Origin of the sequence: Micromonospora sp. NBC_00860, assembly GCF_045207375.1 — a bacterium.
Taxonomy (GTDB): domain Bacteria; phylum Actinomycetota; class Actinomycetes; order Mycobacteriales; family Micromonosporaceae; genus Micromonospora; species Micromonospora vinacea.
Genome location: NZ_CP108825.1, coordinates 506,482 through 531,470, shown reverse-complemented (window position 1 = coordinate 531,470; position 24,989 = coordinate 506,482). Strand labels below are relative to the sequence as shown.

The window sequence follows — 24,989 nt, the reverse complement described above, 5'->3', positions numbered from 1 at the left end:
GGGTCGAGATTGGTTAGGCTCGACCATGTGACCGCACGGCTGCCGGTGTTCCCGCTCGCAACGGTGCTCTTTCCCGGGTTGGTGCTGCCGCTGCACATCTTCGAGGAGCGTTACCGGGCGCTGGTCCGACACCTGGTCGACCTGCCCGAGGGCGCCCCGCGGGAGTTCGGCGTGGTGGCCATCCAGGCCGGCTGGGAGGTCGCGCCCGCCGGTCCCGGCGGCCGGGCGACGCCGGGCGTCGGCGAGGTGACGCTGCACGAGGTGGGCTGCACCGCCGAGCTGCGCCAGGTGACCGAGCTGGCCGATGGTGGTTTCGACATCGTCACCGTCGGTCGCCGTCGGTTCCGGATCGCCGAGGTCGACGACAGCGCCGAGCCCTACCTGACCGCCGACGTCGAGTGGCTGCCCGACCCGGGCGGCCCGGACGAGGTGGCCGATCTGCTGGCCGCCCGGGTGATCGCTGTGTTCCGGCAGTACCTCGGCCTGATCCGCTCCGACCCGGAGGAGATCTCCGAGCAACTGCCGGAGGACCCGACCGTGCTCTCGCACCTGGTGGCGGCGACCGCGGCGCTCACCGTCGACGACCGGCAGCGGCTGCTGGCCATCGACGACACCGCCTCCCGGCTCCGCGCCGAGCTGCGGCTGCTCAACCGCGAGGCGGCTCTGCTGCGTCAGGTGCGGGCGGTTCCGGTGCCGCTGTCGGAGCTGGCGTCCCCGCCGACACCCAACTGAACTCCCCCGGCTCGGGCTCCGGGCGTAGCCCCGGCCACCGCGACCAGCCGGCCAGCAGGGTGTACATGACAGCGGCCCCGAACGCCGGCAGCAGCAGGTTGCCGTGCGGCACCGGCAGCACGCCGAGCAGCCAGTCCACCCCACCGGCGCGCAGGTCGGCGGGTTTGCTGAACGCCTGCCCGGCCGGGGCGGTGGCCAGCAACCGGTCGAAGGTCGCCAGGCCGATCCGTCGCCCCACCTGCCAGGCCACCGGCGCGGCGACAAGCGCGCCGAGCACCGCGGCGAGCAGCCCGACCGGGCCGCGCCGCCGACGCAGCACGAACCACAGGGCGAGCGCCACGATCAGCCCGAAGGCCAGCCCGAGCAGGCTGAACCAGCCGTCGGCGGCGATCGGCTGTTCCGGTTGCGGCTCGGCGTAGATCGCCCCCTCGGCGGTCTTGAGCACCGGAGTGTCCGGCGCGAGCGCGGCCCAGAGCAACCCGAGCGGGACACCCAGCGCGGCCAGCGCGAGCACGGCCCCCAGCACGGTCGCCACGGCACGCAGCGGTCGACGCGGCTCGTCGAACCGAAGCTCCAGCGAGCTCTGGTACGCCGCCGAGGCCGGCACCTGGCCAGGGTCGGACCCGCTCGGCGCCGTCTCCGCCGACGGGTCGACCTGCGACGGTTTCTCGTCCGGCGTACGGGGTGGCGCGGGTTGGTCGGGCTCGTCGACGGGCCGCTCAGGGTCGGGGTTGTCCGGGCTCACCCGATGATCCTCTCAGGCCCGGTGCGGGGCCGGGGCTCCGGTGGCGGCAGACCAGCTCACCGGGCGAACGGCTCGACCATCATCGCCGCGGCCCGCAGCCACGCCTGCCGGGTCTCCGGCTGGAGCTGGTGGTACTCGATCGACGACCCGGTCTCCAGAGCCGGGTCGTACGGCACGACGGCCACGCCCCGGGTACGGGTGGCGAAGTGCCGCTCCAGGTCGTCCTGGAGGGTCGAGCGACCCGGGGTCGGGCAGGAGATGAGGGTGATCGCGTTGTCCGCCAACTCGCCCATGCCCTCCTCATGCAGCAGGTCGAGCATCCAGTCCGCGCTGAACGCCGCGTCCTCCCTGGGCACTGTGGTCACCACCAGCTGGTCGGCGGCCTGCATCACCGTGCGCCAGTTGGGGCTCTCCACGTTGTTGCCGGTGTCCACGCAGACCACGTCGTGGGTGCGCCGCAGCAGCTCCAGCACCCGCCGGACGGTGAACTGGTCCAGTCGCTGGGCGAAGCGCGGGCTCTCCTCCCCGGCCAGCACGTCGTACGAGCCGTCGGAGGCGTGCCGCAGGTAGTCGTCCAGCCGGTCCAGCAGGGTCGCGCCCTCCAGGATCTCGATCTGGGCCAGGTCGCTGATCAGGTGCCGGATCGTCCGGGCGTGCCGGGCGCTGCCGGCGCGCAGGCCGAGGGTGCCGCGCAGCTCGTTGTCATCCCAGGCCAGCACGCCCTTGCCGCGGACGCTGCCGACGGTCGCTGCGGCGAGCACTGTGGCGGTGGTCTTGTGCACCCCGCCCTTGGGGTTGGCGAAGGCGAACACCCGGGGCGTGCCCAGGTCCCGCTGGAGCACCCCGTTGGCGCGTTCCTGCTCCGGGTCCACGGCCGGTGGCCGCCACTCGATCCGCGCCGGGTAGGCACGCTCGGCGACCGCCGAGCCGACCGCCGGGGCGGGTGCCGGCGGAACGGGTAGGACGACCGGCGGCGCGGGCGGCGGGGCGATCGGCGGGGGTGGCGGCGCGGCGGCCGGGTAGCCGGTCTCCGGCTGGTAGCCGGTCTCCAGCAGCGCGTACCGCGACTCGATCGGCGGGTCGCCCGGCCGGTAGCCGTTGTCGAGCAAGGCGTAGCGCGACGGAACCGGGTCGGGGCCGCGCGCCGGCGGCTCGGGTTCGGGCCGGTACGTCGGCTCGGCCCGGTAGTCCGGCTCGGCGCGGTAGCCCGGCTCGGCGCGATAGTCCGGCTCAGCGCGATAACCCGGCTCGACGCGGTAGCCCGGCTCAGCGCGGTAGCCCGGCTCAGCCCGGTAGCCGGGCTCAGCGCGGTAGTCCGGCTGCTCGGTCCGGTACGCCGGCTCCGCTCGATAGTCCGGCTCGGCCTGATAACCCGGCTCGGTCCGGTACGCCGGCTCCGCGCGGTACGCCGGCTCCGCCCGGTAGGCGGGCTCGGCCCGGTAGGCACTGTCGACCCGGTAGGTCGCCTCGGCCCGGTAACCAGGCTCCGCGCCGTACGACAGGTCGGCCGGATGCCCGATGGCGGGTGCCCGCCCGGCGTAGCCGTTGGGGGCCGCACGCCGTGGCAGCGGATCCGGTGGCGGCTCCTCACCGTGCCGCTCCGGCTCGGTCTGCTCCGTGCCGCGACCGCCCAGCCGGGCACGGTCCAACAACGCGCGCCACCGCGGCGCTGGTTCGGCCGGCCGGCCCCAGCCGGTCTCACTGCCCTCCACGGCCCGCCCTCCCAGCGCCATCGATCTCTGTCTGACAGGCTACGAACCCAACCCTATTCGGACCACACCTCAGAGCGCACACCAGCCGACGCAGATCACGACGACGGTGGCGACGACGACTGCTCGGCGACGGTGGTGTCCGGCGAGGTGGTGGCGCTCGGCGGCGCCGACTCGGTGGGCTCCGGCTTCGACGGTTCGGGTGACGGGGTCGTCACGACCGGTGCGGGTTCCGACGATTCGCCCACGGGGGCCGAGGGCGCCGGTGCGGTGATCGCCGGCGCCGGCCGCTCGGTCTGGGTCGGTGCGGGGCTCGACCCGGTGTCGGCCGGCGGGCGCACCACGTCGAACTGCTCGGGCAGGGGTGGCGTGAAGACCGTGCGGTCCAACCGGTACACCTCGGGGGCGGGGTCGACCGCCCGCACGTCCGGCCGGGCGGCGACGCCGCGCAGCGCCACCGGCGTCGCGCGAACCACCGCCGCGTAGACGCAGGCGCAGCCGGTGCGGTACGCGGCCGCCTCGGCGGCGGCCACCTCGGCGCCGCTGGCGTACTGCTCCCGCAACTCCCGCTCGCCCACCCCGTCGCCGTCGACCGCGGCGGCCCTGGCCCGGTAGTCGGCGGCCTCGGTCTCCTTGCGGGCCGCCACCTGCCGCATACCGGCGACCACGTCGTCGGGCACCCGCAGCGCGGGGATCTTGACGATCTCGGTCTGCCTGCCGGGCAGCGGAACCCGCCCGAAGACGGTCGAGACCCCGACGTCGCCGAGCACCGTCGCCAGCCGCTGCGGTGGCAGGTACGCCTCGAGCGTGACCAGCGCGTACGTCCCGCCCTCGGCGGCCGGGGCGGACCCGGGCAGCGCGGCCAGGTCGGCCGCGGCGGACCGCAGGTAGCCGGGGACGGAGTCGCCGTCGGCGACGCCGACCCGGGTCACCTCGCCGACCGTCCGGTCGCCGACCGGAGTGTCGTCGACGGCCCAGACCGCGGTGCCCAGCACCGCCGCCGCCGAGAGCACGGCGGCCCAGCTGAGCACACCGGATCGCGCCGACCGGTCGCCCAGCCGGGCCACGGCCCGGGTCAGCGGCGGCAGCAGCCGCTGGTCCAGCTGCCGCAGCAGGTTGCCGGCGCGCACGGGCGAGATCCCCTCTGTGGAACGGTGTCGGGCGGTCGCCGCTCAGTCACGCAGGATCTGGAGCGCACGGTCCAGGTCGTCAGGGTAGTCGCTGACGAACCGGACCTCGTCCCCCGTTCGGGGGTGCAAAAAGCTCAGTTCGCGGGCGTGCAGCCACTGTCGGGCCAGGCCGAGACGGGCCGAGAGGGTGGGATCGGCGCCGTAGGTGAGGTCACCCACGCAGGGGTGCCGCAGGGTGGAGAAGTGGACCCGGATCTGGTGGGTCCGGCCGGTCTCCAGCCGGACGTCGACCAGGCTCGCCGCCGGGAACGCCTCCAGGGTGTCGTAGTGGGTGATGCTCGGCTTGCCGCCGGAGACCACCGCCCACCGGTAGTCGTGGGTGGGATGCCTGTCGATCGGAGCGTCGACGGTGCCCCGCAGCGGGTCCAGGTGCCCCTGCACCACCGCGTGGTAGCCCTTGTCGACCTCGCGGTACTTGAAGGCCCGCTTCAACGCCGTGTACGCCTGCTCGCTCTTGGCCACCACCATGATCCCGGTGGTGCCCACGTCGAGCCGGTGCACCACACCCTGGCGCTCGGCGGCGCCGCTGGTGGAGATGCGGTGCCCGATCGCGGCGAGCGCGCCGATCACCGTCGGCCCGGTCCACCCGGGGCTCGGGTGCGCGGCCACCCCGACCGGCTTGTCGACCACGACGATGTCGTCGTCGGCGTAGACCACCCGCAGGCCGGGCACCGCCTGCGGCACCACTGTCGGCGGTGCGACCGGGGCGGGCAGCGTGACGTCCAGCCAGGAGCCGGCCTTGACCTTGTGCGAGTTGGGTCGGGCGGAGCCGTCCACCAGTGCGTCGCCGGCGTCGACCAGGGCCGCGGCGGCGGTGCGGGAGAGCCCGAACAGGCGGGACACGGCCTGGTCCAGGCGCATGCCGTCGAGGCCGTCCGGAACGGGAAGGGAACGGTGGTCGCCGCCAGCGGCGAACGCGGAGGTCATGCCCGCTCCCTCTGCTCGGCGCCCGAGGTGGCGTCAGTGGTGGCCGGGTCGCTGTCGCGGCCCGCCCGCCGGCCGTCACGCTGGCGGCCGGTCAGCTCCAACAGGACGGCCAGCAACACACCGCAGACCAGCGAACTGTCGGCCAGGTTGAACACCGGCCAGACCTGACCGTACGGGTCGAAGAGGCTGATCATGTCGACCACGTGCCCGTGGAAGGGGGACGGCGCCCGGAAGATCCGGTCGACGAGGTTGCCCAACGCGCCGCCGAGCACCAGGCCGAGGGAGACCGCCCAGGGCAGCGAGCGCAGCCGCAGTGCCATCCAGACGATCCAGCCGACCACCCCGATGGTGATCAGCGGGAAGACCCAGGTGTGGTCCGCGCCGATGCTCCAGGCCGCGCCGCTGTTGCGGGTCAGGCTCAGGTAGACGAACCCGCCGAGCAGCCGGACCGGCTCGCGGTCGGTCAGCGCGGCCAGCGCCAGGTGCTTGGTGACCAGGTCGGCCAGCAGGGCCACCAGGGCGACTCCGGCGAGAATCGCGACGGCCCGGGGCCGGCGGGTGCCGCCGCCCGGGTCGGTGCGGCCGGGTTCGGCGGACGGTACTGCGGTCATGCGCTCCCCATCGACAGTCTTGGCGGTGATCGCTCACCGTCTCATCGCCGCCGGGGAACGGACCTCAGCGCCGCTCCTCCAGCTGCTTGCACGTCACACACAGGGTGGCTGACGGGAAGGCGGCGAGGCGCTCGACCGGGATCGGGTTGCCGCACCGCTCGCACCAGCCGTAACCACCCTCGTCGAGGCGCTCCAGAGCGCGCTCCACCTGCGTGATCCGTTCCAGAATGCTGTTGGCGAGAGAGATCTCCTGCTCCCGCTCGAGCGTCTTGGTGCCCGTGTCGGCCTGGTCGTCCCCGGCCGAGTCGGTCAGCCGATCGCGCTGCAGCTCGGTGATCTCACTCAGCGTCTGATCGTACTCGGCACGAAGCTCGTCCCGCCGCGCCGCCAGCGCCGCCCGGATCTTCTCGGTCTCCGCGGTGCTGCGGGTGGCCTTGGCCACCGGCTTGCGCCCGGCGGTCCTGGTGTCGGATGGCTTCGCCATGGGTCGCTCCCTCGGCCGGGGAACCGCGCGGTCCGCGGCGCCTGGACAGGGGGCGCCAACCACGGCGTCCCCTATGTACGAAAAGGGGCGCGCGGCGACGATGGCCGCGCACTCCGGAGGTTGGCAAGAATACGGAACGTACAGGCGTCCGACAACGTGCCGCACCGTCGCGCCGTCTAACAGCCCCTAGCCCTGCCTAACTGGGGCAAAGGGAACGCTAGCAGATCATTCGACCGCCTCATCCCCGTACTCACCAAACCATCGGGCCAGGCGACCCCGCCGACTGACCGCCCGCAACCGCCGTTCCGCCGCGTCCCGCACCCCGGCGGTCGCCACGATCAGCAAACTGTCGCCGGTCTTGAACCGGGTGTCCGGCGCGGGCACGAATCCCACGCCGTCGCGCAGCACCAGGGTCACCGACGCGCCCAGTGGAAGCCGCAGCTCGTCGACGTGCACGCCGGCCAGTCGCGAGCCGGGCGGCACCTCCACCTGGAGCAGGTCCGCCCGCATCCGCTCCAGCGGCGCGGTCTCCACATGGATCTCGGCGGCCTCGGCCGGCGCTGTCACCCCCAACCGGCGGGCGAACGGCCCCAGCGTCCCGGTCTGCACCAGCGTGAAGATCACCACCAGCACGAAGACCACGTCGAAGAGCCGCTCCGCGCCGGGCACCCGCTCGGAGAGCGGAATGGTGGCCAACACGATCGGCACCGCCCCGCGCAGCCCGGCCCAGGACAGGAACGCCTGTTCTCGAAGGCCGACCCGGAACGGCACCGCCGAGACGGCCACCGAGAGAGGCCGGGCCAGCAGCACCAACGCCAGCCCGGCGACCACAGCCGGCAGCACCGCCGCGTCCAGCCGGCCCGGCGAGGCCAGCAACCCGAGCAGCACGAACAACCCGATCTGGGCGAGCCAGGCCAGCCCGTCCGCGAAACCGAGAATCGCCTGCCGGTGCGACAGGCGGGCATTGCCCAGCAACACCCCGGCCACGTAGACGGCGAGGAAGCCCGAGGCGTGCAGAACCGCCCCCGCGGCGTACGCCAGCACTGTGATGCCCACCGCGGCGATCGGGTAGAGCCCGGCCGAGGGCAGCGCCGCCCGGCGCAGCGCCCAGGTGCCGGCGACGCCCGCGGCCACACCCACCGCCGCGCCGACGCCCAGCTCGTAGAAGACGAGCGCGGTCTCGTACCACCACGGGTGCGCCCAGCCCTGGTGGGAGAGCAGCACCACCAGCAGCACCACCGGGGCGTCGTTCATCCCCGACTCGGCCTCCAGGGTCGCCACCAGCCGGGGCGGCAACCGCAGCCGGCGCAGGGTGGCGAAGACGGCCGCCGCGTCGGTGGACGAGAGCACCGCGCCGTAGAGCAGCGCCAAACGCCAGTCCAGCCCCAGCAGCAGGTGCACGGCCACGCCGACCACCACGATGCTGACGATCACGCCGACAGTGGAGAGCGCGGAGGCCAGCCCGAGCACCGGGCGCAGCGTGGTCCACCGGGCGGTGAGACCGCCCTCGGCGATGATCACGATCAGCGCGCAGAAGCCGAGGGTCCGGGTCAGCTCGACGTCGTCGAACTGGATGCCCAGCCCGCTCTCGCCGATCGCCACACCCAACGCCAGGTAGACCAGGAGGCTGGGCACGCCGAGCCGGGTGGACAGTCGCACCGCGCCGACAGCGACCAGCAGCACCGCCGCACCGAGCAGCAGCGCGATGTCCAAGCCGGGCGTCACGGCTGCCTTGCCTGGGCTGTCCTCACTCGGCGGATCCGTCGCGCAGGCGGCGCAGCACCTCGGGCAACTCCGGGCCGGGCCGATCGACGAGGAAGAGCTTGTCCCGGCTGGCCGCGCCGGTACGCAGCGACACGGCGGCCGGCCGGACGCCCAACGCGCCGGCCAACGCCCGGCGGGCCGCCTCGGTGGCCCGACCGTCGACGGCCGGGTCGTGGACCGCGATCACGAGAGCGGGCCCGTGCGGGCCGTCGAAGCGGCCACCCACCCGGTCCCGGGAGGCGCCGGGCTTCACCCGTACCGCAACGGTGAGCGTGTCCTGCGCGGGCACCGGCGCCGCTTCAGATCGGCCGGGCGTCGGCGAGGAGAGCGGTCGCCGGCGCGCAGTGCGCGCACGGAGTGAAGCCGAGTTCCACGGCCTCGGCGACCGGCAACGTCTCGGGCTGCCAGCCGATCAGGTGGGGGCAGCCGTCGAGGTGGTAACGAGGTCGGCCGTCGACGACCTCGACGTCGTCGAGCAGTCGGGCCACCCGGGCCGCCTCGGCGGCCGTGATCTGCTGGGCGGCCGGCTCGTCGACCGCCGCGACCGCCGGATCGAACACGTCGTCGGTCGACGCCGCGACCGACGACGCCGGGCTGACCGGCCGGGCACGCGAGGGCCCCTCGTCCGTCGCGGCCACGAACGGCGACTCGTCGTCGCCCCGCGAGTCGAACGGCGACTCGTCGTCGACGCGTGGCGGGTCGAGCGGCGACGCCTCATCGACCGGCGGCACATGGTCGACCGGCGACGCGGGTGGTTGCCGCCACCCGGCGCCGCCGGTACCAAACGTCGTGGGCACGTGCTGGACCGGCACCTCCGGCTCGACCAGCGGCGGCCCGTACGCGACACCCGATGTGGCCTGGCTGGCCGTGCGGGGAGCGTCGGGGGGCCGTCGGTCGGTCCGGCCGGGATCCGCCATGGCGCGGTTGGCGGCTGCCTGGCGGGCACCCGCCACCAACGCCACGGCGGCCAGCAGACTGGCCGCGATGGAGATGACCAACAGGAAGCTGGAGCCACCGGCCAGGCCGAGCACCAGTAGCACCACCGCGACGAGGATGAGCAGAAGACTTGCGACTATCACGGCTCACCCCCGCCGCGTCGAACCGTCCAGGCGGGGCCGGCGACCGTCACCATTGGCGGACAGCGATCGCCGGCCGGTGCTCAGCGTCCGGCTTCGAGGGCGCCGGAGCGCCCGCCGCCGCCGTACGAACCAGCGAGACCTGCTGCGGCCAGCCCGTTGCCGCCAGCAACCCGGCCGGCTTCGGAGCGGGTCATCTCGGCCTCGAGGCCCTGGCCACGACCGTCGAGGTCACGCAGCTGGCTCTCCAGGTACGCCTTGAGCCGGGTGCGGTACTCGCGCTCGAACTGCTTGAGCTCCTCGATGTGCTTCTGCAACGCCGTGCGCTTGGCGTCCAGGCCGCCCATGGCCTCCTGGTGCCGCTGGCGGGCGTCCCGCTCAAGGGCGTCAGCCTTGGCGCGCGCCTCCCGGGTCACCTCCTCGGCCTTGCTGCGAGCCTCGGAGAGCAGCTGGTCGGCCTCGCGGCGAGCGTCGGACACGTGGTCGTCGGCGGTGCGCTGGGCCATCATCAGCACGCGCAGGGCCTGCTGCTCACCGTCACCGGTGACGCCGCCGGCCGGGCCGCCGGTCGCGCGGACCTGCTCCAGCTCGGCCTGCATCGCGCGGGCAGCCTGCTCGGCCGCCGACTTGTCGCGCTGCACCCGGTCCAGTTGGGCCTTGACGTCGTTGAGCTCCGCCGCCAGTCGGGCGTCGCCGCCGGGGCCGGCGGGGGCACCGCCACGGCCGCCGCGCTCCACCTGGGCGCGCAGCTCGTTGTTCTCCTCGATGAGACGGGCGAGCTCGCGCTCGACCTCATCAAGGAAGGCGTCGACCTCCTCCTCGTCATACCCCCGCTTGCCGATCGGCGGCTTTTTGAAGGCGACGTTGTGGACGTCGGCCGGGGTCAGCGGCATCGAAACTCCTCGGGTCAGTTGCGGCCGCGAAAGCGCGTCGGTCATCAGGCAGATGCCCTGATCGACGGCCCTAACACGAACTCCATCAGCACGAACAGGATAACCAGGAGCACAAGGGAGGCCAGGTCGATGCTCACGGTACCAATTCGCAGCGGAGGGATCACACGCCTCAACGCGTTGAGAGGGGGATCAGTGACGCTCCACACGGATTCCAATCCTGCCGATGCTCCACGCCCCGGTTGCCAGCGACGGCCGTACTGCAGGACGGCGCTCAACACGAACCGGGACAGAAGAAGGAGCAGGAAGACATAAAGGATCAGGTACAGCACTTGCAGTAAGATCGACAACACGGTCAGCGACGTCCCTCGGGTCGGGCGGGATCAACTCAGACTGAAAAAGCCGCCCTCAGCGATCTTGGCTTTGTCCTCAGCGGTGACCTGGACGTTAGCCGGTGAGAGCAGGAACACCCGATTGGTCACGCGCTCGATCGTACCGCGCAGGCCGAACGCCAGCCCGGCGGCGAAGTCCACCAGACGGCGGGCATCGGCCTCATCCATCTCGGTGAGATTGATGATCACCGGGACACCGTCGCGGAAGTGCTCCCCGATGGTGCGCGCCTCGCGGTAGGTGGTGGGGTGCAGCGTGGTGATCTGGTAGCGCTGCTCCTCCTCGGGCAGGGCGCGCTCGCGCGACGTGACCTGCGGCGCGAGGGCCAGGTTGTCCCGAGTGTGGTAGGTCAGCGCACCGGACGTCTCGCCCGCCGACGACCTGGTGATCGACCGGACACTGGACCGCTCGATCCGCTCCGGCCGCTCACCGTCACCGCGCTCGGACTCGCTCAACCGCCCGCTCGGCCGCTCGGAGAGTCGACCCCGCCCGGTGTCGCGCGGCCGGGGAGCCGGCGGCTCCTCGGTGTCGTCCTCGTCGTCGTCGGTGAACTCCTCGGCGTACCGGCTCTGCCGGTAACGCGAGTCGCGGTAGCCACCCTTGTCGTAGCCACCGTCGTCGTAGGCCCGCTCGTCGTCTTCTTCGACCAGACCGAGCCAGACCCCCGCCTTGCGCAGTGCACCCATCCCGCGCCCTTCCGTCCGCCGTGCGGCACGCGCCCCCGTGCCATGTCGCCCGTCGCGAGTGGACAACCATGCCCATCGGACCGGAACGGCAATCCCCCGGCGCGCGATTCGCGTCGCACGCCACGACCCCCGACTAGGAGACGCCCGCCCCTGAAACAACACTGATGTAATTTGCTTGTCTCGCGGTCAGGCTACCGCAGCGTGGGACGCATTCCGAGCAACGCGCTACCGACGCGGACATGTGTCGCGCCGTAACGGATCGCGATTTCGAAATCCCCACTCATACCGGCGGACAGCGCGGTGGCTCCCGGATGGACAGCCCGAAACGCGTCGGCAACCTCCGCGAGCCGGGCGAACGCCCGCTCCGGCTCCCACCCCAGCGGAGCGACCGCCATGAGACCGATCAGACGCAGCCCCGGCGCGTCGGCCACCGCCTCGGCCACCGGCTCCAATCCGGAGCCCGGATCCGCCGAGTCGGGCAGGGCCCCGCCCCGGGCCGCGTCGCCGTCGATGCTCACCTGGATCAGGGCGTCGAGCGGCGCCTGCCGGTCGGCGGTCGCGGTGGCCAACGCCCGGGCCAGCCGGACACTGTCGACGGAGTGCACCACGTCGGCGTAGCGGACCACCGAGCGGGCCTTGTTGCGCTGCAACTGCCCGATGAAGTGCCAGCGGGGACGCACCCCTGCGGCAGCCACCTCGGCGGCCTTGCCGGCTGCCTCCTGGTCGCGGTTCTCCCCCACGTCGGTCACCCCGAGCCCGGCCAGCGCCAACACGTCGCTGGCGGGGTAGGTCTTCGTCACCGCGATCATCGTGACCTCGGCGCGGTCCCGGCCGGCCTGCACGCAGGCATCGTCGACCCGGGACCGCACCTGTGCCAGACCCGCCGCGAGTTCGGCCTGCCGATCCGGTCCCACAGTGGCTGAGCTGTCGGTCATCGGCGGTGCTCAGGACCCGTTCTTGAGAAAGTCGGGAACGTCCACGTCGTCGAAGAGCACCCGGCGCGGCGACTGGGCCGGAGCCGGGTTGCTGGCCGGCGCCGGCGTCGGAGAGCTCTGCGGTGCCGGCTGGTTGGTGTTGGTCTTGCGGGTCGGCTCGGCCGCCTTGTACGCGGGCGTGCCGCCGTCGAAGCCCGCCGCGATGACCGTCACCCGCACCTCGTCACCGAGCGCGTCGTCGATGACCGCGCCGAAGATGATGTTGGCGTCCGGGTGGGCCGCGTCGGTGACCAGCTGGGCCGCGTCGTTGATCTCGAACAGGCCAAGGTCCGAGCCGCCGGCGATGGAGAGCAGCACACCCCGCGCGCCGTCCATGCTCTGCTCCAGCAGCGGGCTGGAGATGGCCGCCTCGGCCGCCTCGACCGCGCGGTTCTCGCCGCGGGCGCTGCCGATGCCCATCAACGCGCTGCCGGCGCCGCTCATCACGCTCTTGACGTCGGCGAAGTCCAGGTTGATCAGACCCGGGGTGGTGATCAGGTCGGTGATGCCCTGCACACCCGAGAGCAGCACCTGGTCGGCCGTGCGGAACGCGTCCATCATGCTGATGTTGCGGTCGCCCAGGGCCAGCAGCCGGTCGTTCGGGATGACGATCAGCGTGTCGCACTGGTTGCGGAGTTCGTCTATCCCCGTCTCGGCCTGCACCTGCCGGCGCTTGCCCTCGAAGGAGAACGGCCGGGTCACCACGCCGATGGTCAGCGCGCCGAGTTTGCGGGCGATGTTGGCCACCACGGGCGCGCCGCCGGTGCCGGTGCCGCCGCCCTCACCGCAGGTCACGAAGACCATGTCGGCGCCCTTGAGCACCTCCTCGATCTCGTCGCGGTGGTCCTCGGCGGCGTTCTTGCCGACGTCCGGGTTGGCCCCGGCACCCAGGCCACGGGTCAGCTCCCGGCCGACGTCGAGCTTGACGTCGGCGTCGCTCATCAGCAGCGCCTGCGCGTCGGTGTTGATCGCGATGAACTCGACGCCCTTGAGCCCAACCTCGATCATCCGGTTGACGGCGTTGACGCCGCCACCCCCGATGCCGACGACCTTGATGACCGCCAGGTAGTTGTGCGGAGGTGTCATCTCCGGTCCTTTCCTTCGAGATTGGCTTCGGCCGACCGGGTACGGCGTGGCCAGACCAGCGGCCGACGACAGCTGTCACCAACGAGGATCAGGGGTAAACCCTAACCCTCTACTAGAGGCTTACAGTTATGTCAACCACTGAAGCTCTTCGAGGCAACGTAAGCGCCACCACGCGATGAGCCAAGGACCCGGGCGGCGTGTCGCCGAGCGGAGCGCGGCGGGTCACGTCCCCGCACGCTCACCGGTCAACGAAAGGTCACCACATCCGGCGCGCTCACGTCGATCCGGTCGGTGTCCTGGTCGAGCAGCGCGGTGGCCACCCGGGCCTTGTCCGTGCCCCGGGTCGCGTCGCCCCAGACCACCGTCCGGTCCCCCCGCAGCCGCAGGCTGATCCGGGCCAGCCCCTCCACGTTCACGTCCACCAGCTCCGCGCGCAACTGCGGCGTCAGCGCGACGAGCACCTCCAGTGCGGCCCGGGTGCCCGGGTCGTCGGCGGCCGGCCGGGCCACCGTCACCTGCGGCAGGTCGGCGGGGCGTCGCTCCACCGTCCGAAACGCCACCCCGGAACGGTCGATCAGGGCGAACGCCTCGCCCTGCGGCACCACCGCCACCGCGGTCCGCTCGGTCACCCGCACCACCAGCGCGCCGGGCCAGTCCCGGGAGACAGTGGCCCGCTCCACCGCCGGCAGCGCGCCGACCCGACGGGCGGCGGCGGCCAGGTCCACCCGGGCCAGCGGCACCCCGTCCGGCACCCCGACCGCGTCGTGCACCTGCACCGGGGTGACCAGGTCGGCACCCTCCACCCGTACCTCCCGAACGCCGAACAGCCCGGTGCCGAGCACCGTCCAGGCGACCAGCCCGGCCAGGGCGAGCACCCCGGCGGCCACCGCCCACGGCAGCGCCGCCCGCATGCGACGCTGCCGGGCACGGGCCATGAACCGGCGGGTCGAGGGCGGCACCGCGTCGCGGCCCGCCCGGACCAGCTGCCACCGCCGGGCCGGACCGCGGCGCGGGGCACCGCCGTCGGCGGCGCTGGTCCGCCCTCGGGCCGGGCCGGGACTCATCCGGCCGTGGGTGCCGAGCCACCAGGCACGGCGGTGCCACCGAGAGCCGCGCCGTCACCGCCGGACGTGGCCCCACCCGGCACCGGGTCACCGATCGCCGGGGTGGTGGCCACCGGGTCGACGGTCGCTGTCGGTGCCGAACCGTCCGTACGCTCACCCAGGGCGGCCAGCAGCTCGTCACCCATCAGCGAGATCGGCGGGGCGCCCATGGTGACCACCACGTCCCCCGAGCGGGCGCGAAGGGCCACCTCGACCGGGGCCTGTTCCCACGACTCCACGAAGACCTTGCGGTCGTCGGGCAGGTCCACGGCCGCGATCAGCGCCGCCGAGCCCTCGCCGGGCTGACGCAACTCACCCGGCCCGAAGACCTCCAACAGCACCACCTCGTCGGCGAGGGCCAGCGCCTCGGCGATCTCCGCCTGGTTGTCGCGGGTGCGGTACAGCCGGTACGGCTGGAACACGACGATCAGGCGGCCGTCCCCGGCGACCTCCCGCAGCGTCTGCATCGCCAACGTCATCGAGGTCGGGTGGTACGCGTACTCGTCGTAGACCAGCACGCCGTCCGCGACACCCTTGCGCTCGAAGCGCCGCCGCACTCCGGGGAAGACCGCCAGCGCGGCCTCCGCCGCCTCCAACGGCAGTTCCAGCAGGTACGCGGCAAGCACCGCGGCGGCGCTGTTCAGCCCCATGTGCCGTCCCGGCACCGGCAGCCGGAACTCGCCCAGCGACCGGCCGTCGACAGCGGCCAGGTAGCGCACCCCCCGCGCGGAGGAGACGATCTCGGTCAACCGCAGGTCGGCGTCGGCCGCCTCGCCGTAGGTGTAGACCCGCCGCCCCTCGGACCGCAGGCTCTCGGCCAGCCGCCGACCGCCCGGGTCGTCGGCGCAGGTGATGATGAACCCGTCCGGGTCGGTGAGGCGCGCGAACTCCACGAACGCCGCCTCCAGCGTCGCGTAGTCGCCGTAGGTGTTCAGGTGGTCCGCCTCGACGTTCGTGATGATCGAGACGTACGGGCGGTAGATGAGGAACGAGCGGTCGCTCTCGTCCGCCTCGACCACGAAGTGCTCGCCGGTGCCGTGGTGGGCGCCCGAGCCGACCTCGGAGATCTCCCCACCGATCACGAAGGACGGGTCCACACCGGCCTGCTGGAGCACCATCGTCACCATCGAGGTGGTGGTGGTCTTGCCGTGCGTGCCGGCGACGGCAACCGCCCGACGGCCGGTCATCGCCGCGGCGAGCGCCTCCGAGCGGTGCAGCACCCGCAGGCCGCGCCGACGCGCCTCGACCAGCTCCAGGTGGTCCTGGGGAATGGCCGACGAGTAGACGACGGTGTCCACACCGTCGAGGTTGGTCACCTCGTGGCTGAGGTGGATGGTGCCGCCGAGCGCCCGCAGGCCCGCCAGCGACGGCCACTCCCGCAGGTCGCTGCCGGAGACGCGGATGCCCCGGGTGAGCAGCAGCCGGGCCACGCCGAGCATGCCCACCCCACCCACGCCGATCAGGTGGACGGCGCCCAGGTCCTCGGCGGTGAGCGTGCCGGCCGGGGTGAACTGCGCGGTCATCGGGCCACCGCCGCCAGCACGAAGGACCGCAGCGCCTCGTCGCCGTCGCGCCGGCCGTACGACGCGGCGGCGGCACCCATCGTGTACAGCCGCTGTGGGTCGCGGATGAGCGGGATGACTGTGCGCTCCAGCCAGTCCGGGGTGAGCTCCGCGTCGTCGACCAGCAGCCCGCCGCCTGCCTCCACCACGGGCAGCGCGTTGCGCCGCTGCTCCTGGTTGCTGTGCGGGTACGGCACGTAGATCGTGGGCAGCCCGATCGCTGCCACCTCGGCGACGGTCATCGCCCCGCCCCGGGCCAGCATCAGGTCGGCCGCGGCGTAGCCCAGCTCCATCTCGGACAGGTACGGCAGCGTCACGTACGGCACCGGCAGGTCGGTGGGGATCGGCACCGGCTCGTTGCGGGCGCCCATCACGTGCAGCACCTGCACGCCGTTGCGGGCCAACTCCTTGGCCGCCCCGGAGACCGCCAGGTTGATCGAACGGGCGCCGGACGAGCCGCCGGACACGAAGAGCACCGGCAGGTCCGGACGGAGCCCGAAGTGGGCGCGGGCGGCGTTGCGCAGCGCGTACCGGTCCAGACCGGTGATGGCGCGACGCAGCGGCACCCCGACCACTGTGGCGTCGCGCAGCGACTCGGCCTGGCTCGGCTGGTTCGGGAAGCCGACGGCGACGTTCTTGGTGAACTTCATGCCCAGCCGGTTGGCCACGCCCGGTGGCACATTCACCTCGTGGATCACCATGGGCAGCTCACGACGCCACGCGGCCAGGTAGGCCGGCACCGCGACGTACCCGCCGAAGCCGACGACCACGTCGGCGCGCACCTCGTCGATCACCTTGCCCGCGGCGCGCGCCGCGGTCCACATCCGGCCCGGGGTGCGGACCAGGTTCATGTTGACCGACCGGGGCAGCTGGTAGGCCGGGATCTGCCGCAGGTCGTAGCCCTGGGGCGGGATCAGGTCGTTCTCCATGCCCCGGGGTGTGCCGAGGCAGGTGATCCGGACGCCCGGGTCGTGTCGGCGCAGGCAGTCGGCGAAGGCGAGCAGCGGGTAGACGTGCCCCCCGGTGCCACCTCCCGCGAGCACCACCGAACGCAGCGGACCCATCAGCGTCTCCTCTCGCTCGCCGTACCCTTGCGGCTGCGGTCCTGTCGGACCCCGCGCGGTGCGGCCTGATCGTCATGGCGCCGCTCGCGGGACCGGGGCACGGACCCTCGGCCAGCGGGCGGCGTCGCCGGTCGGCGACGCCGGCCGGGAAGCGGCGGCAACGGGGCCCAGAGTAGTCGGACCCACCGGGCCGGCGGACGGGCATGCAGTGCTCTGGCCGCATCGGGTTCGGCGCGGGCGAAGGAGGCCAGCATGCCGATGCCGGCCAACGTCACCACCAGCGCACTTCCGCCGTCGGAGATGAACGGCAGCGGCAGGCCGGTGATCGGCAGCAGCCCGACCACCCCACCGATGTTGATCACAGCCTGGCTGACCAGCCAGGTGGTCACGGCGGTGGCGGCGAGCCGGCGGAACGGGTCGTCGACCCGCCGGGCGATCCGGAACCCGGTGTACGCGATGACGGCGAACAGGGTGAGCACCACGACGCACCCGATCACGCCCAGCTCCTCGGAGATGATCGCGAAGATGAAGTCGTTGTGTGCCTCGGGCAGCCAGTCCCACTTCAGGCTGCCCTTGCCCAGCCCGACGCCGAACCAGCCACCGTGCTCGATGGCCAGCCGACCCTGGTAGAACTGGAGACAGTCGCCGAGCTTGCAGGTCTCCGGGTCCGGCGGATTGAAGAACATGGCCAGCCGGGCGAAGCGGTAGTTGTCCTCGCCGCGCTCGCCGGAGCCGGCACCCAGCGAGGCCACCGCGACGAGCAGGCCGATCCCGACCAGACCGGCCGCCGCCAGGGCGCCGAAGACCCGCATCCGCACGCCGGCGGCCCAGAGCAGGCCCACGACCAGGGCCAGTAGACAGAGCATGGTGCCGGTGTCGTTGTAGCCGACCAGGACGAAGAGCAGGCCGACCACCGGGAAGAGCGGGGTGGCCAGCTCGCGCCACCAGCCCAACGCGGCGCCCTTGCGGGCGACCAGGTGGGCACCCCAGAGCACCATCGCGAACTTGGCCAGCTCCGATGGCTGTAGCTGGATCCCGCCGACGAACAGCCAGTTCAGTCGCGCCTCGATCGGGCCGATCCGCCCTGATTCCTGGTCGGTCAGCCGGGCGTAGGCGAGCAGCAGGTTGAGCAGGAGCAGCAACCCGATCGAGGTGAACAGCAGCGGCCGGCCCAGCGACCGGTAGGTGCTGGCCGGCAGGCGCTGGCAGACCCAGAACGCGCCGATGCCGATCATCGCGAAGATGGCCTGCTTGGTCACCGAGGCCGAGGCGTTGCCGTCCTCGGCGTAGTCCTTCACGCTGGTCGCCGAGAAGACCATGGTCAGCCCGATCAGCAACAGCAGGCCGGCGCAGGACAGCAGCAGGTAGTAGGAGGTCAGCGGCCGGTCCAGTAGGCCGCGCAGCGCGGCGAGCCCGCCGGCCGCGTCGATGCCGCGCAACGGCACGGGCGCCGCCGGTTCCGCCGCACGCGGCTCCGGCCCCCGCGCGTCGTCGGTTGATACCGCCTCCGCGGTACGCCCCGCCGCGCCCGGCGACCGCCGCGCCCGCCCGCCTGCCCTGCCCTCAGTGCCGATGTCCTCCCCCACCCCGACATCATCACCGCTAAACACGCCCGACACCCCCAGAACGCCCCCTCGGGCGTGTCGGCCCCGCGGATCAGGTCATGTTGGCGAGGAACTCGCTGTAGAACAGGCCCAGGGCGATGGCCACACCGATGCCGGCGATGATCCAGAAACGCACCACGATGTTGACCTCGCTCCAGCCGGCCAGTTCGAAGTGGTGCTGGAGCGGAGACATTCGGAACACGCGTTTACCGGTGGTCTTGAAGGAGATGATCTGGATCACCACGGACATCGTGATGATCACGAAGAGCCCGCCGATGATCGGCAGCAGCAGGATGGTGCGGGTGGACATCGCCATGCCGGCGATCAGACCGCCCAGCCCCAACGCCCCGGTGTCACCCATGAAGATCCGCGCCGGGGACGTGTTCCACCAGAGGAAGCCCACACAGGCCCCGGCCGCCGCCCCGGCGATCAACGCGATCTCCAACGGGTCGCGGACCTCGTAGCAGTACGGCTGGGTGTAGTTCGGGTCGGCGCACCAGTGCCGGTACTGCCAGAACGCGATCAACGCGTACGCGGCGAGCACCATCACCGACGCGCCGGTGGCCAGACCGTCCAGGCCGTCGGTGAGGTTGACACCGTTCGTCGCGGCCATCACCACGAAGATGAAGATGATCACCGCGCCGACCTTGCTGACCTCCAGGAAGTCGATGTCCCGGATGAAGCTCAGCGTGGTGCTGCCCACCGTCTCGGTGTTCGTCGCCAGGCCCGAACCGTTTGTCATCGTGCTCGGGAACCACAGCGCGATCACCCCGAAGACCGCACCGACCAGGATCTGCCCGAGCAACTTGCCGCGCTTGTTCAGCCCGGCGCTGTTGCGCTTGCGCACCTTGAGGAAGTCGTCGAGGAAACCCACAGCGCCGGAGAAGACCATCAGCCCCAGCAGCACCAGAGCGGTGATGGTCGGCTCCACCTGGGCGATCTGCTGGTCCGGCAGCGTGGTCAGGGCGAGGTGCCCGGCCACGTACGCGATCACCGTGGCCAGGATGAAGACCACGCCACCCATCGTGGGCGTGCCCTTCTTGCCCTGGTGCATGGCCGGGCCGTCGGACCGGATCGGCTGACCGGCCTTGAGCCGGGTGAACACCTTGATCGCAATCGGGGTGCAGAAGAGCGAGACGAGGAAGGCCACCCCGATGGCCACGATGACGGCCCTCATCGGGTCGGCTCCCCACCGGCGTCGGCGCGCAGGGCGTCGGCCACCTCCCAGGTGCGGTACCGGGAGCCCTTGACCAGGACGACATCACCCGGTCGTAGCTCGCTCCGCAGCACCTCGACGGCCGCCGCCTGATCGGTGAGCAGCACCGACTCTCCTCCCCAGTTTGCTACAGCTGTCGCGCCTTCGTGGATCGGCGCGGCCGGCTCACCCACCACGAGCAGCCGGTCGACACCCAGCTCGGCCGCGAGTCGGCCGACCTCGGCATGGCCGTCGTACTCGAACGGGCCCAGCTCGGCCATGTAACCAAGCACCGCGACGGTACGCCGCCCCTGACCCATGCTGGCCAGCGCCCGCACCGCAACCGCCATCGAGGCCGGGTTGGCGTTGTACGAGTCGTCGATCACTGTCACCCCGTCAGGGCGGTCGAAGACGTCCATCCGTCGGGTCGAGACCAGCCCCAGCTCGCCGAGGGCCGTGGCCAGCTCGGCCAGCGGCATGCCCAGCTCCCGGGCGACCGCCGCCGCGGCGAGCGTGTTCCCGACCTGGTGGCGGCCGGCCAGCCGCAGCCGCACCGGCGCCCGACCCTCCGGGGTCACCAGGGTGTACGACGGGTGCCCCCGCTCGTCCAGCGTGACGTCCTCGGCGCGCACGTCGGCGTCGGGCGCCTCGCCGTAGCGGACCACCCGGGCCTGCGTGCGGCTCGCCATCGCGTCCACCCGGTGGTCGTCGGCGTTCAGCACTGCCAGCCCGTCCGGCGGCAGCGCCTCCACCAGCTCGCCCTTGGCCAGGGCGATGGCGTCCTGCGAGCCGAACTCCCCGATGTGCGAGGTGCCGACGTTGAGTACCACGGAGATCCGGGGCGGCACCAGCTCGCACAGGTACCGCACGTGCCCGACCCCCCGCGCGCCCTTCTCCATCACCAGGTAGCGGGTGTCCGGATCAGCCCGCAGGGCGGTGTACGGGTGCCCCAGCTCGTTGTTGAACGAGCCGGGCGGCGCCACAGTGGCCCCGAGGCGGGTGGTGAGCTGACCGATCAGGTCCTTCGTGGTGGTCTTGCCGGACGAGCCGGTCACGCCGATCACGGTCAGCCCGGGCAGCCGGTCCACCGCCGCGCGGGCCAGTCGCCCCATCGCGGTCAGGGCGTCGTCGACAAGCACCATCGGCACCCCGGGCACCTCGCGGCTGCCGAGCACCGCCACCGCGCCGGCCTGGATCGCCGTCGCCGCGTAGTCGTGCCCGTCGACCTTCTCCCCCGGGAAGGCCACGAAGAGCGAGCCGGGCCCCACCTTGCGCGAGTCGAACTCCACCGGACCGGTGACGGTGGCGGCCGGGTCGGCGGCCACCAGCCGCCCGTCGACCGCAGCGGCCACCTCGGCCAGGCTCAGCGTGATCACCGCTGACCCGCCAGATCCCCGAAGCGGGCCCGCAGCGCCTCGGCCAACTCGACGCTGTCGTCGAACGGAAGCACCTGCCCCGCCACCTCCTGGCCACGCTCGTGGCCCTTGCCGAGCAGCGCGATCACGTCGCCCGGCTCGGCCAGCCGCACCGCCTCGTCGATGGCGGCGCGACGGCCCGCCACCTCGATGATCCGAGCGGCCGTGCCGGCCCGGTACGCCCCGGCGAGCACCTCGGCGCGGATCTCCCCCGGGTCCTCGGTGCGCGGGTTGTCGTCGGTCACCAGCACCACGTCGGCTCCCTCCGCCGCGGCGGCGCCCATCACCGGCCGCTTGCCCCGGTCCCGGTCCCCACCGGCGCCGATCACACAGATCAGTCGGCCGGCGCTCAACTCGCGCAGCGCGGCCAGCGCGGCCACGATCGCATCCGACTTGTGCGCGTAGTCCACCACCCCGCGCACCGGCGCGGCCACGTCGACAAGCTCCAGCCGGCCCGGGACGCCACCGCAGGCGGCCACACCGGCCGCCGCGGTCACCGGGTCCACCCCGGCGCCGACCAGCGCGGCGATGGCCAGCAGCGCGTTGGCCACGTTGTGCCGGCCGGGCAGCGCGACACCGGCGGACACTGCCACGCCGTCCGGGCCGTGCGCGGTGAACCGCTGGGCGTACCCCTCGCCGCCCACACCGTCGGCCCACCAGGTCGCGCTCTGCTCGCCGGCCGCCGAGTAGGTGACAGTGGTCGGCTTGAGCAGCGGCTTCAACGCCGGGTCGTCGTGGTTGAGCACCTCGACCGCGCAGCGCCCGTCGAAGAGCTGGGCCTTCGCCGCGAAGTAGTCGTCGCTGTCGGCGTGGAAGTCCAGGTGGTCGGAGCCGAAGTTGGTGTAACCGCCGACGGCGAACCGCACACCGCCCACCCGGCCCATGGCCAGCGCGTGGCTGGACACCTCCATGACCACTGCGGTGACCCCACGCTCGCGGGCGGTGGCCAGCATGGCGTGCAGGTCGGTCGCCTCGGGGGTGGTGCGGACACTGTCGATCACCAGATCGCCGAGCCGCGTCTCCACGGTCCCGACCAGCCCGGTGGTGTGCCCGGCGGCCCGCAGCCCCGACTCGATCAGGTACGCGGTGGACGTCTTGCCCGCGGTGCCGGTCACCCCGATCACTGTGAGGTCGGCGGTGGGGTCGCCGTACACGGCCGAGGCCAGCTCGCCGAGCACGGCGCGCGGGTCGGGCACCACCAGGGCGGGCAGACCGGTCTGCGCCGCCAACGCGGCACCGGCCGGGTCGGTCAGCAGGGCCACCGCACCGGCCTCGGCGGCGCCGGCGGCGAACTCCGCGCCGTGCCGACGGGCACCGGGCAGCGCCGCGTACAGGTCGCCGGAGCGAACCTCCTGGCTGGCGTGGGTGACCCCGGTGACGACCACCGCTGCGGCGTCCGCCGGAAGGTCGACGGCGAGCCGGACGGCGAGATCACCGAGCCGGACTCCGGTCACGGTACGTGGACGTGGATTGCCGGGCACGGCGTCAGACCCTACCCGGTCGTCCGGTTCCGGCCGCACAGCCGCCCCGGTGGTTCGTCGGCACTCACCGATGATGTCCCGCCATCGCTGCTCAGCGCGGATAGACCACGAACTTGGGCGCGGATCCGCCGGTGGACGGCGGCACCCGGTAGTGACGCAGAGTGAACTGCATCATGTCGCGGAACGCCGGATTGGCGATCGCCGCGCCCCCACCGTTGGGCGCGTAGACGAAGACGGCGATCACGTATCGGGGGTTCTCGGCGGGGGCCATCCCGATGAACGAGGAGACCTCGCCGGGCTGCTTCTTGCCGTTCACCAGCCGCCACCCGGTGCCGGTCTTGCCGGCGACCCGGTAACCGGGGACCGCGGCGGTCAGGCCGGTGGCGTGGTCGACTGTGGTGACCGCCTCCAGCATGGTGCGCAGGGCCGCGGCGTTCTGCGGGCTGAGCACCGACCGGGTCACCGGGGCCGGCGCGGGAGTGCGCTTTCCGTCCGGGCCGATCAGCTCCTTGACCAGGTGCGGCTGCACGTACGTGCCGTTGTTGGCGATGGCGGCGTACGCGGCGGCCATCTGCAACGGGGTGGCGTCGACGCTGTGCCCGATCGGCACCGACCCGCGCGACGACCCGCTCCACTCGTCGGCCGGCAGCAGTCGCCCGCTGGCCTCCCCGGGCATCCCCTCGCCGGTGGGCTTACCCAGCCCGAACCGCTTCTGGTAGTCGATCAGCCGGTCCCGGCCGAGCCGCTCGGCGATGGTGATGGTGCCGACGTTCGACGAGTAGGCGAGCATCCCCGGCACGCTCATCCGCTTGCCGTCGGCCGGGTGCGTGTCGGAGAACCAGGTGTCGCCCATCTTGATGCTGTTGGCGATGGGCAGCGTGGTGTCCGGGGTGATCACCCCTTCCTGCAACGCCGCACCGTAGGTGATCGCCTTGTGCACCGAGCCCGGGTCGACCACGAAGCTGGTCGCGGCGTCCTCCCGGGCGACCGGGTCGCTGGGCGTCGGCTTCGCCGCGTTGTAGGTGGGGTTGCTGGCCTGCGCCAGCACCGCGCCGGAGGGAATCTCGATGATCACCGCCGCGCCGGTGCCACCCGGCGCCTGGGCCATGCCCGCGCTGAGGATCTGCTGCGTACGGAACTGCAGGTCGCCGTTGATGGTGAGGGCGAGCGAGCTGCCCGGCTTCGCGAGCGTGGTCCGGCTGTAGCCGCCGGGGATCGGCGCGGCGAGGTCACCGAGGCCGGCCTCGTACACCCGCTTGCCGTCCTGACCGGCGAGCACGTCGTCGTAGCGGGCCTCCAGCCCTTCCAACCCGACCATGTCCTGGCTGGTGAAACCGATCAGGTTGGCCGCCAGGTCACCGCCGGGCACCTCACGGCGCTCGTCGCGGTGCACCCCGATGCCGGGCAGCTCCAGCGCCTGCACCCGCTTGGCGGTCGGGATCTCCACTCCCCGGGCCAGGTAGGAGAACGTGGACTCGATCCCGTTCTCCAGCTTGCGCGGCTTCATCAGCTCCATGAGCTTCGACACCGGGATGCCGAGCAGCGGGGAGAGCGCCTTCGCGGCGCCCGCCCGGTCCTTGACCTCGGTCGGGTCGGCGTACACGTACCGCGCCTCGACGCTGCGGGCCAGGGGCGCGCCGGTGCTGTCGTAGATCGCGCCGCGCGGCGCCGGCAGCTCGACAGTGCGGGTGCGGTCGGTGACGCCGCCCCCGGCGTACGCCGGTGCGTCGACCGCCTGGAGGAAGATCAGCCGGATCCCGATGACGGCGAACAGGGTCAGCGCGAGCACGGTGCCCAGCCGCAGCCGTAGCCGCGAGTCGGCCAGCTTCGGTGGGCGTCGTGGCTTGCGGATCGGCCGCCGGGCCGCCGGTCGGTCGGCACGACGCGGCGCGCGGGGCGTTGTCCGGCGACGCGGAGGCGGCTCGTCCCCACCCGGGCCACGGGGGGTACGCGGCGCGACGGTGCGCACCACCCCACCGCGTCCGGCGGCCGGAGCGTCGCGCCGGCCGGCCCGGGCGGCGGCCCGGCCCCCATCGAGCACCTGCAACGCCGGCCGGAACGGGTCACCGGACCGGGTGCTGCGCGGCGTACGCCGCTGCTCGGCACCCTGGCCGCGCGTCGGCGTGGCGCGCTCCTCGCGGACCGTCCGACCCCTCGGGGTGTACGCCCGGGCGCCGGAGATGCCCCCGATGCCCGGCTCGCCGGTGCGGGGCTCGCCGTCACCGGACCGGGCGTCACGTGCAGAACCGCGCCGGGACCCCGTAGGGTCCCGGCGCGGCTCGTCCGACCTTGGTGGCACCG

Annotated in this window: 22 protein-coding genes and 1 pseudogene; 1 reads left to right on the top strand and 22 read right to left on the bottom strand. The window is 72.8% G+C overall.

Annotated features, from left to right (window positions below):
* Positions 1-27 precede the first annotated feature (27 nt).
* Entirely contained in the window at positions 28-732 is a 705-nt protein-coding gene (locus tag OH804_RS02550) for an LON peptidase substrate-binding domain-containing protein (protein ID WP_406062485.1), read from the top strand.
* Here the strand turns inward: OH804_RS02550 and OH804_RS02545 are convergent.
* The 22 genes and pseudogenes from OH804_RS02545 to OH804_RS02440 all read right to left on the bottom strand — a co-directional run bounded on the left by OH804_RS02545 (position 647) and on the right by OH804_RS02440 (position 24,987).
* On the bottom strand, positions 647-1,477 hold the full coding sequence (locus tag OH804_RS02545; RefSeq protein ID WP_196918895.1) for a DUF2567 domain-containing protein: 831 nt from the start codon (positions 1,475-1,477) through the stop codon (positions 647-649). The two genes, OH804_RS02550 and OH804_RS02545, sit on opposite strands and share 86 nt — an antisense overlap.
* A 56-nt stretch (positions 1,478-1,533) precedes the next feature.
* Positions 1,534-3,189 carry an AAA family ATPase gene (locus tag OH804_RS02540; protein WP_406062483.1) on the bottom strand — a complete coding sequence of 552 codons (1,656 nt, stop codon included), beginning with the start codon at positions 3,187-3,189 and terminating at the stop codon, positions 1,534-1,536.
* Positions 3,190-3,284: 95 nt separating this feature from the next.
* Entirely contained in the window at positions 3,285-4,316 is a 1,032-nt protein-coding gene (locus OH804_RS02535; protein WP_406062481.1) for a hypothetical protein, read from the bottom strand.
* A 42-nt stretch (positions 4,317-4,358) separates the two neighbouring features.
* Positions 4,359-5,303: an RluA family pseudouridine synthase gene (locus OH804_RS02530; RefSeq protein ID WP_091407730.1), complete on the bottom strand. Its 945-nt coding sequence runs from the start codon at positions 5,301-5,303 to the stop codon at positions 4,359-4,361.
* Entirely contained in the window at positions 5,300-5,914 is a 615-nt protein-coding gene (gene lspA / locus OH804_RS02525) for a signal peptidase II (protein WP_196918898.1), read from the bottom strand. Before lspA ends, OH804_RS02530 begins: the two co-directional genes overlap by 4 nt.
* Before the next feature lie 64 nt (positions 5,915-5,978).
* Positions 5,979-6,398 (bottom strand): TraR/DksA C4-type zinc finger protein, encoded by a 420-nt coding sequence (locus OH804_RS02520; RefSeq protein WP_091407724.1) that lies wholly within the window; start codon positions 6,396-6,398, stop codon positions 5,979-5,981.
* Positions 6,399-6,623: 225 nt separating this feature from the next.
* Complete coding sequence (locus tag OH804_RS02515; RefSeq protein WP_196918899.1) at positions 6,624-8,123, bottom strand: potassium/proton antiporter; 1,500 nt, start codon at positions 8,121-8,123, stop codon at positions 6,624-6,626.
* A gap of 22 nt (positions 8,124-8,145) precedes the next feature.
* Positions 8,146-8,451 (bottom strand): DUF167 domain-containing protein, encoded by a 306-nt coding sequence (locus tag OH804_RS02510; RefSeq protein ID WP_196918900.1) that lies wholly within the window; start codon positions 8,449-8,451, stop codon positions 8,146-8,148.
* 445 nt (positions 8,452-8,896) lie between these two features.
* Positions 8,897-9,241, bottom strand: a pseudogene (locus OH804_RS02505) (hypothetical protein); the annotation flags it as partial.
* Positions 9,242-9,321: 80 nt separating this feature from the next.
* The gene (locus OH804_RS02500; RefSeq protein ID WP_036411965.1) at positions 9,322-10,131 is read right to left on the bottom strand and encodes a DivIVA domain-containing protein; all 810 of its coding nucleotides are present in this window, start codon (positions 10,129-10,131) and stop codon (positions 9,322-9,324) included.
* Positions 10,132-10,175: 44 nt separating this feature from the next.
* Positions 10,176-10,481 (bottom strand): YggT family protein, encoded by a 306-nt coding sequence (locus OH804_RS02495; RefSeq protein ID WP_030334503.1) that lies wholly within the window; start codon positions 10,479-10,481, stop codon positions 10,176-10,178.
* A gap of 30 nt (positions 10,482-10,511) precedes the next feature.
* Positions 10,512-11,204 (bottom strand): cell division protein SepF, encoded by a 693-nt coding sequence (locus OH804_RS02490; RefSeq protein ID WP_406062477.1) that lies wholly within the window; start codon positions 11,202-11,204, stop codon positions 10,512-10,514.
* Between the two features lie 191 nt (positions 11,205-11,395).
* A complete protein-coding gene (locus OH804_RS02485) occupies positions 11,396-12,139 on the bottom strand; it encodes a YggS family pyridoxal phosphate-dependent enzyme (RefSeq protein ID WP_406062475.1) in 744 nt (247 codons plus the stop codon).
* Positions 12,140-12,148: 9 nt separating this feature from the next.
* The gene (ftsZ, locus tag OH804_RS02480; RefSeq protein WP_196918904.1) at positions 12,149-13,264 is read right to left on the bottom strand and encodes a cell division protein FtsZ; all 1,116 of its coding nucleotides are present in this window, start codon (positions 13,262-13,264) and stop codon (positions 12,149-12,151) included.
* Positions 13,265-13,509: 245 nt separating this feature from the next.
* Positions 13,510-14,328, bottom strand: coding sequence for a cell division protein FtsQ/DivIB (locus tag OH804_RS02475; RefSeq protein ID WP_196918905.1), 819 nt, complete (start codon positions 14,326-14,328; stop codon positions 13,510-13,512).
* Entirely contained in the window at positions 14,325-15,890 is a 1,566-nt protein-coding gene (murC, locus tag OH804_RS02470; RefSeq protein ID WP_406062472.1) for a UDP-N-acetylmuramate--L-alanine ligase, read from the bottom strand. Before murC ends, OH804_RS02475 begins: the two co-directional genes overlap by 4 nt.
* Complete coding sequence (gene murG / locus OH804_RS02465) at positions 15,887-16,993, bottom strand: undecaprenyldiphospho-muramoylpentapeptide beta-N-acetylglucosaminyltransferase (protein ID WP_196918907.1); 1,107 nt, start codon at positions 16,991-16,993, stop codon at positions 15,887-15,889. Before murG ends, murC begins: the two co-directional genes overlap by 4 nt.
* A complete protein-coding gene (locus OH804_RS02460; RefSeq protein ID WP_196918908.1) occupies positions 16,993-18,438 on the bottom strand; it encodes an FtsW/RodA/SpoVE family cell cycle protein in 1,446 nt (481 codons plus the stop codon). The genes murG and OH804_RS02460 overlap by 1 nt, the downstream gene beginning before the upstream one ends.
* A 211-nt stretch (positions 18,439-18,649) precedes the next feature.
* Entirely contained in the window at positions 18,650-19,774 is a 1,125-nt protein-coding gene (mraY, locus tag OH804_RS02455) for a phospho-N-acetylmuramoyl-pentapeptide-transferase (RefSeq protein WP_030334519.1), read from the bottom strand.
* A complete protein-coding gene (murF, locus tag OH804_RS02450; RefSeq protein ID WP_406062469.1) occupies positions 19,771-21,168 on the bottom strand; it encodes a UDP-N-acetylmuramoyl-tripeptide--D-alanyl-D-alanine ligase in 1,398 nt (465 codons plus the stop codon). Before murF ends, mraY begins: the two co-directional genes overlap by 4 nt.
* On the bottom strand, positions 21,165-22,727 hold the full coding sequence (locus OH804_RS02445; protein WP_406062467.1) for a UDP-N-acetylmuramoyl-L-alanyl-D-glutamate--2,6-diaminopimelate ligase: 1,563 nt from the start codon (positions 22,725-22,727) through the stop codon (positions 21,165-21,167). The genes murF and OH804_RS02445 overlap by 4 nt, the downstream gene beginning before the upstream one ends.
* 52 nt (positions 22,728-22,779) lie before the next feature.
* The gene (locus tag OH804_RS02440) at positions 22,780-24,987 is read right to left on the bottom strand and encodes a peptidoglycan D,D-transpeptidase FtsI family protein (protein WP_406062465.1); all 2,208 of its coding nucleotides are present in this window, start codon (positions 24,985-24,987) and stop codon (positions 22,780-22,782) included.
* Positions 24,988-24,989 lie beyond the last annotated feature (2 nt).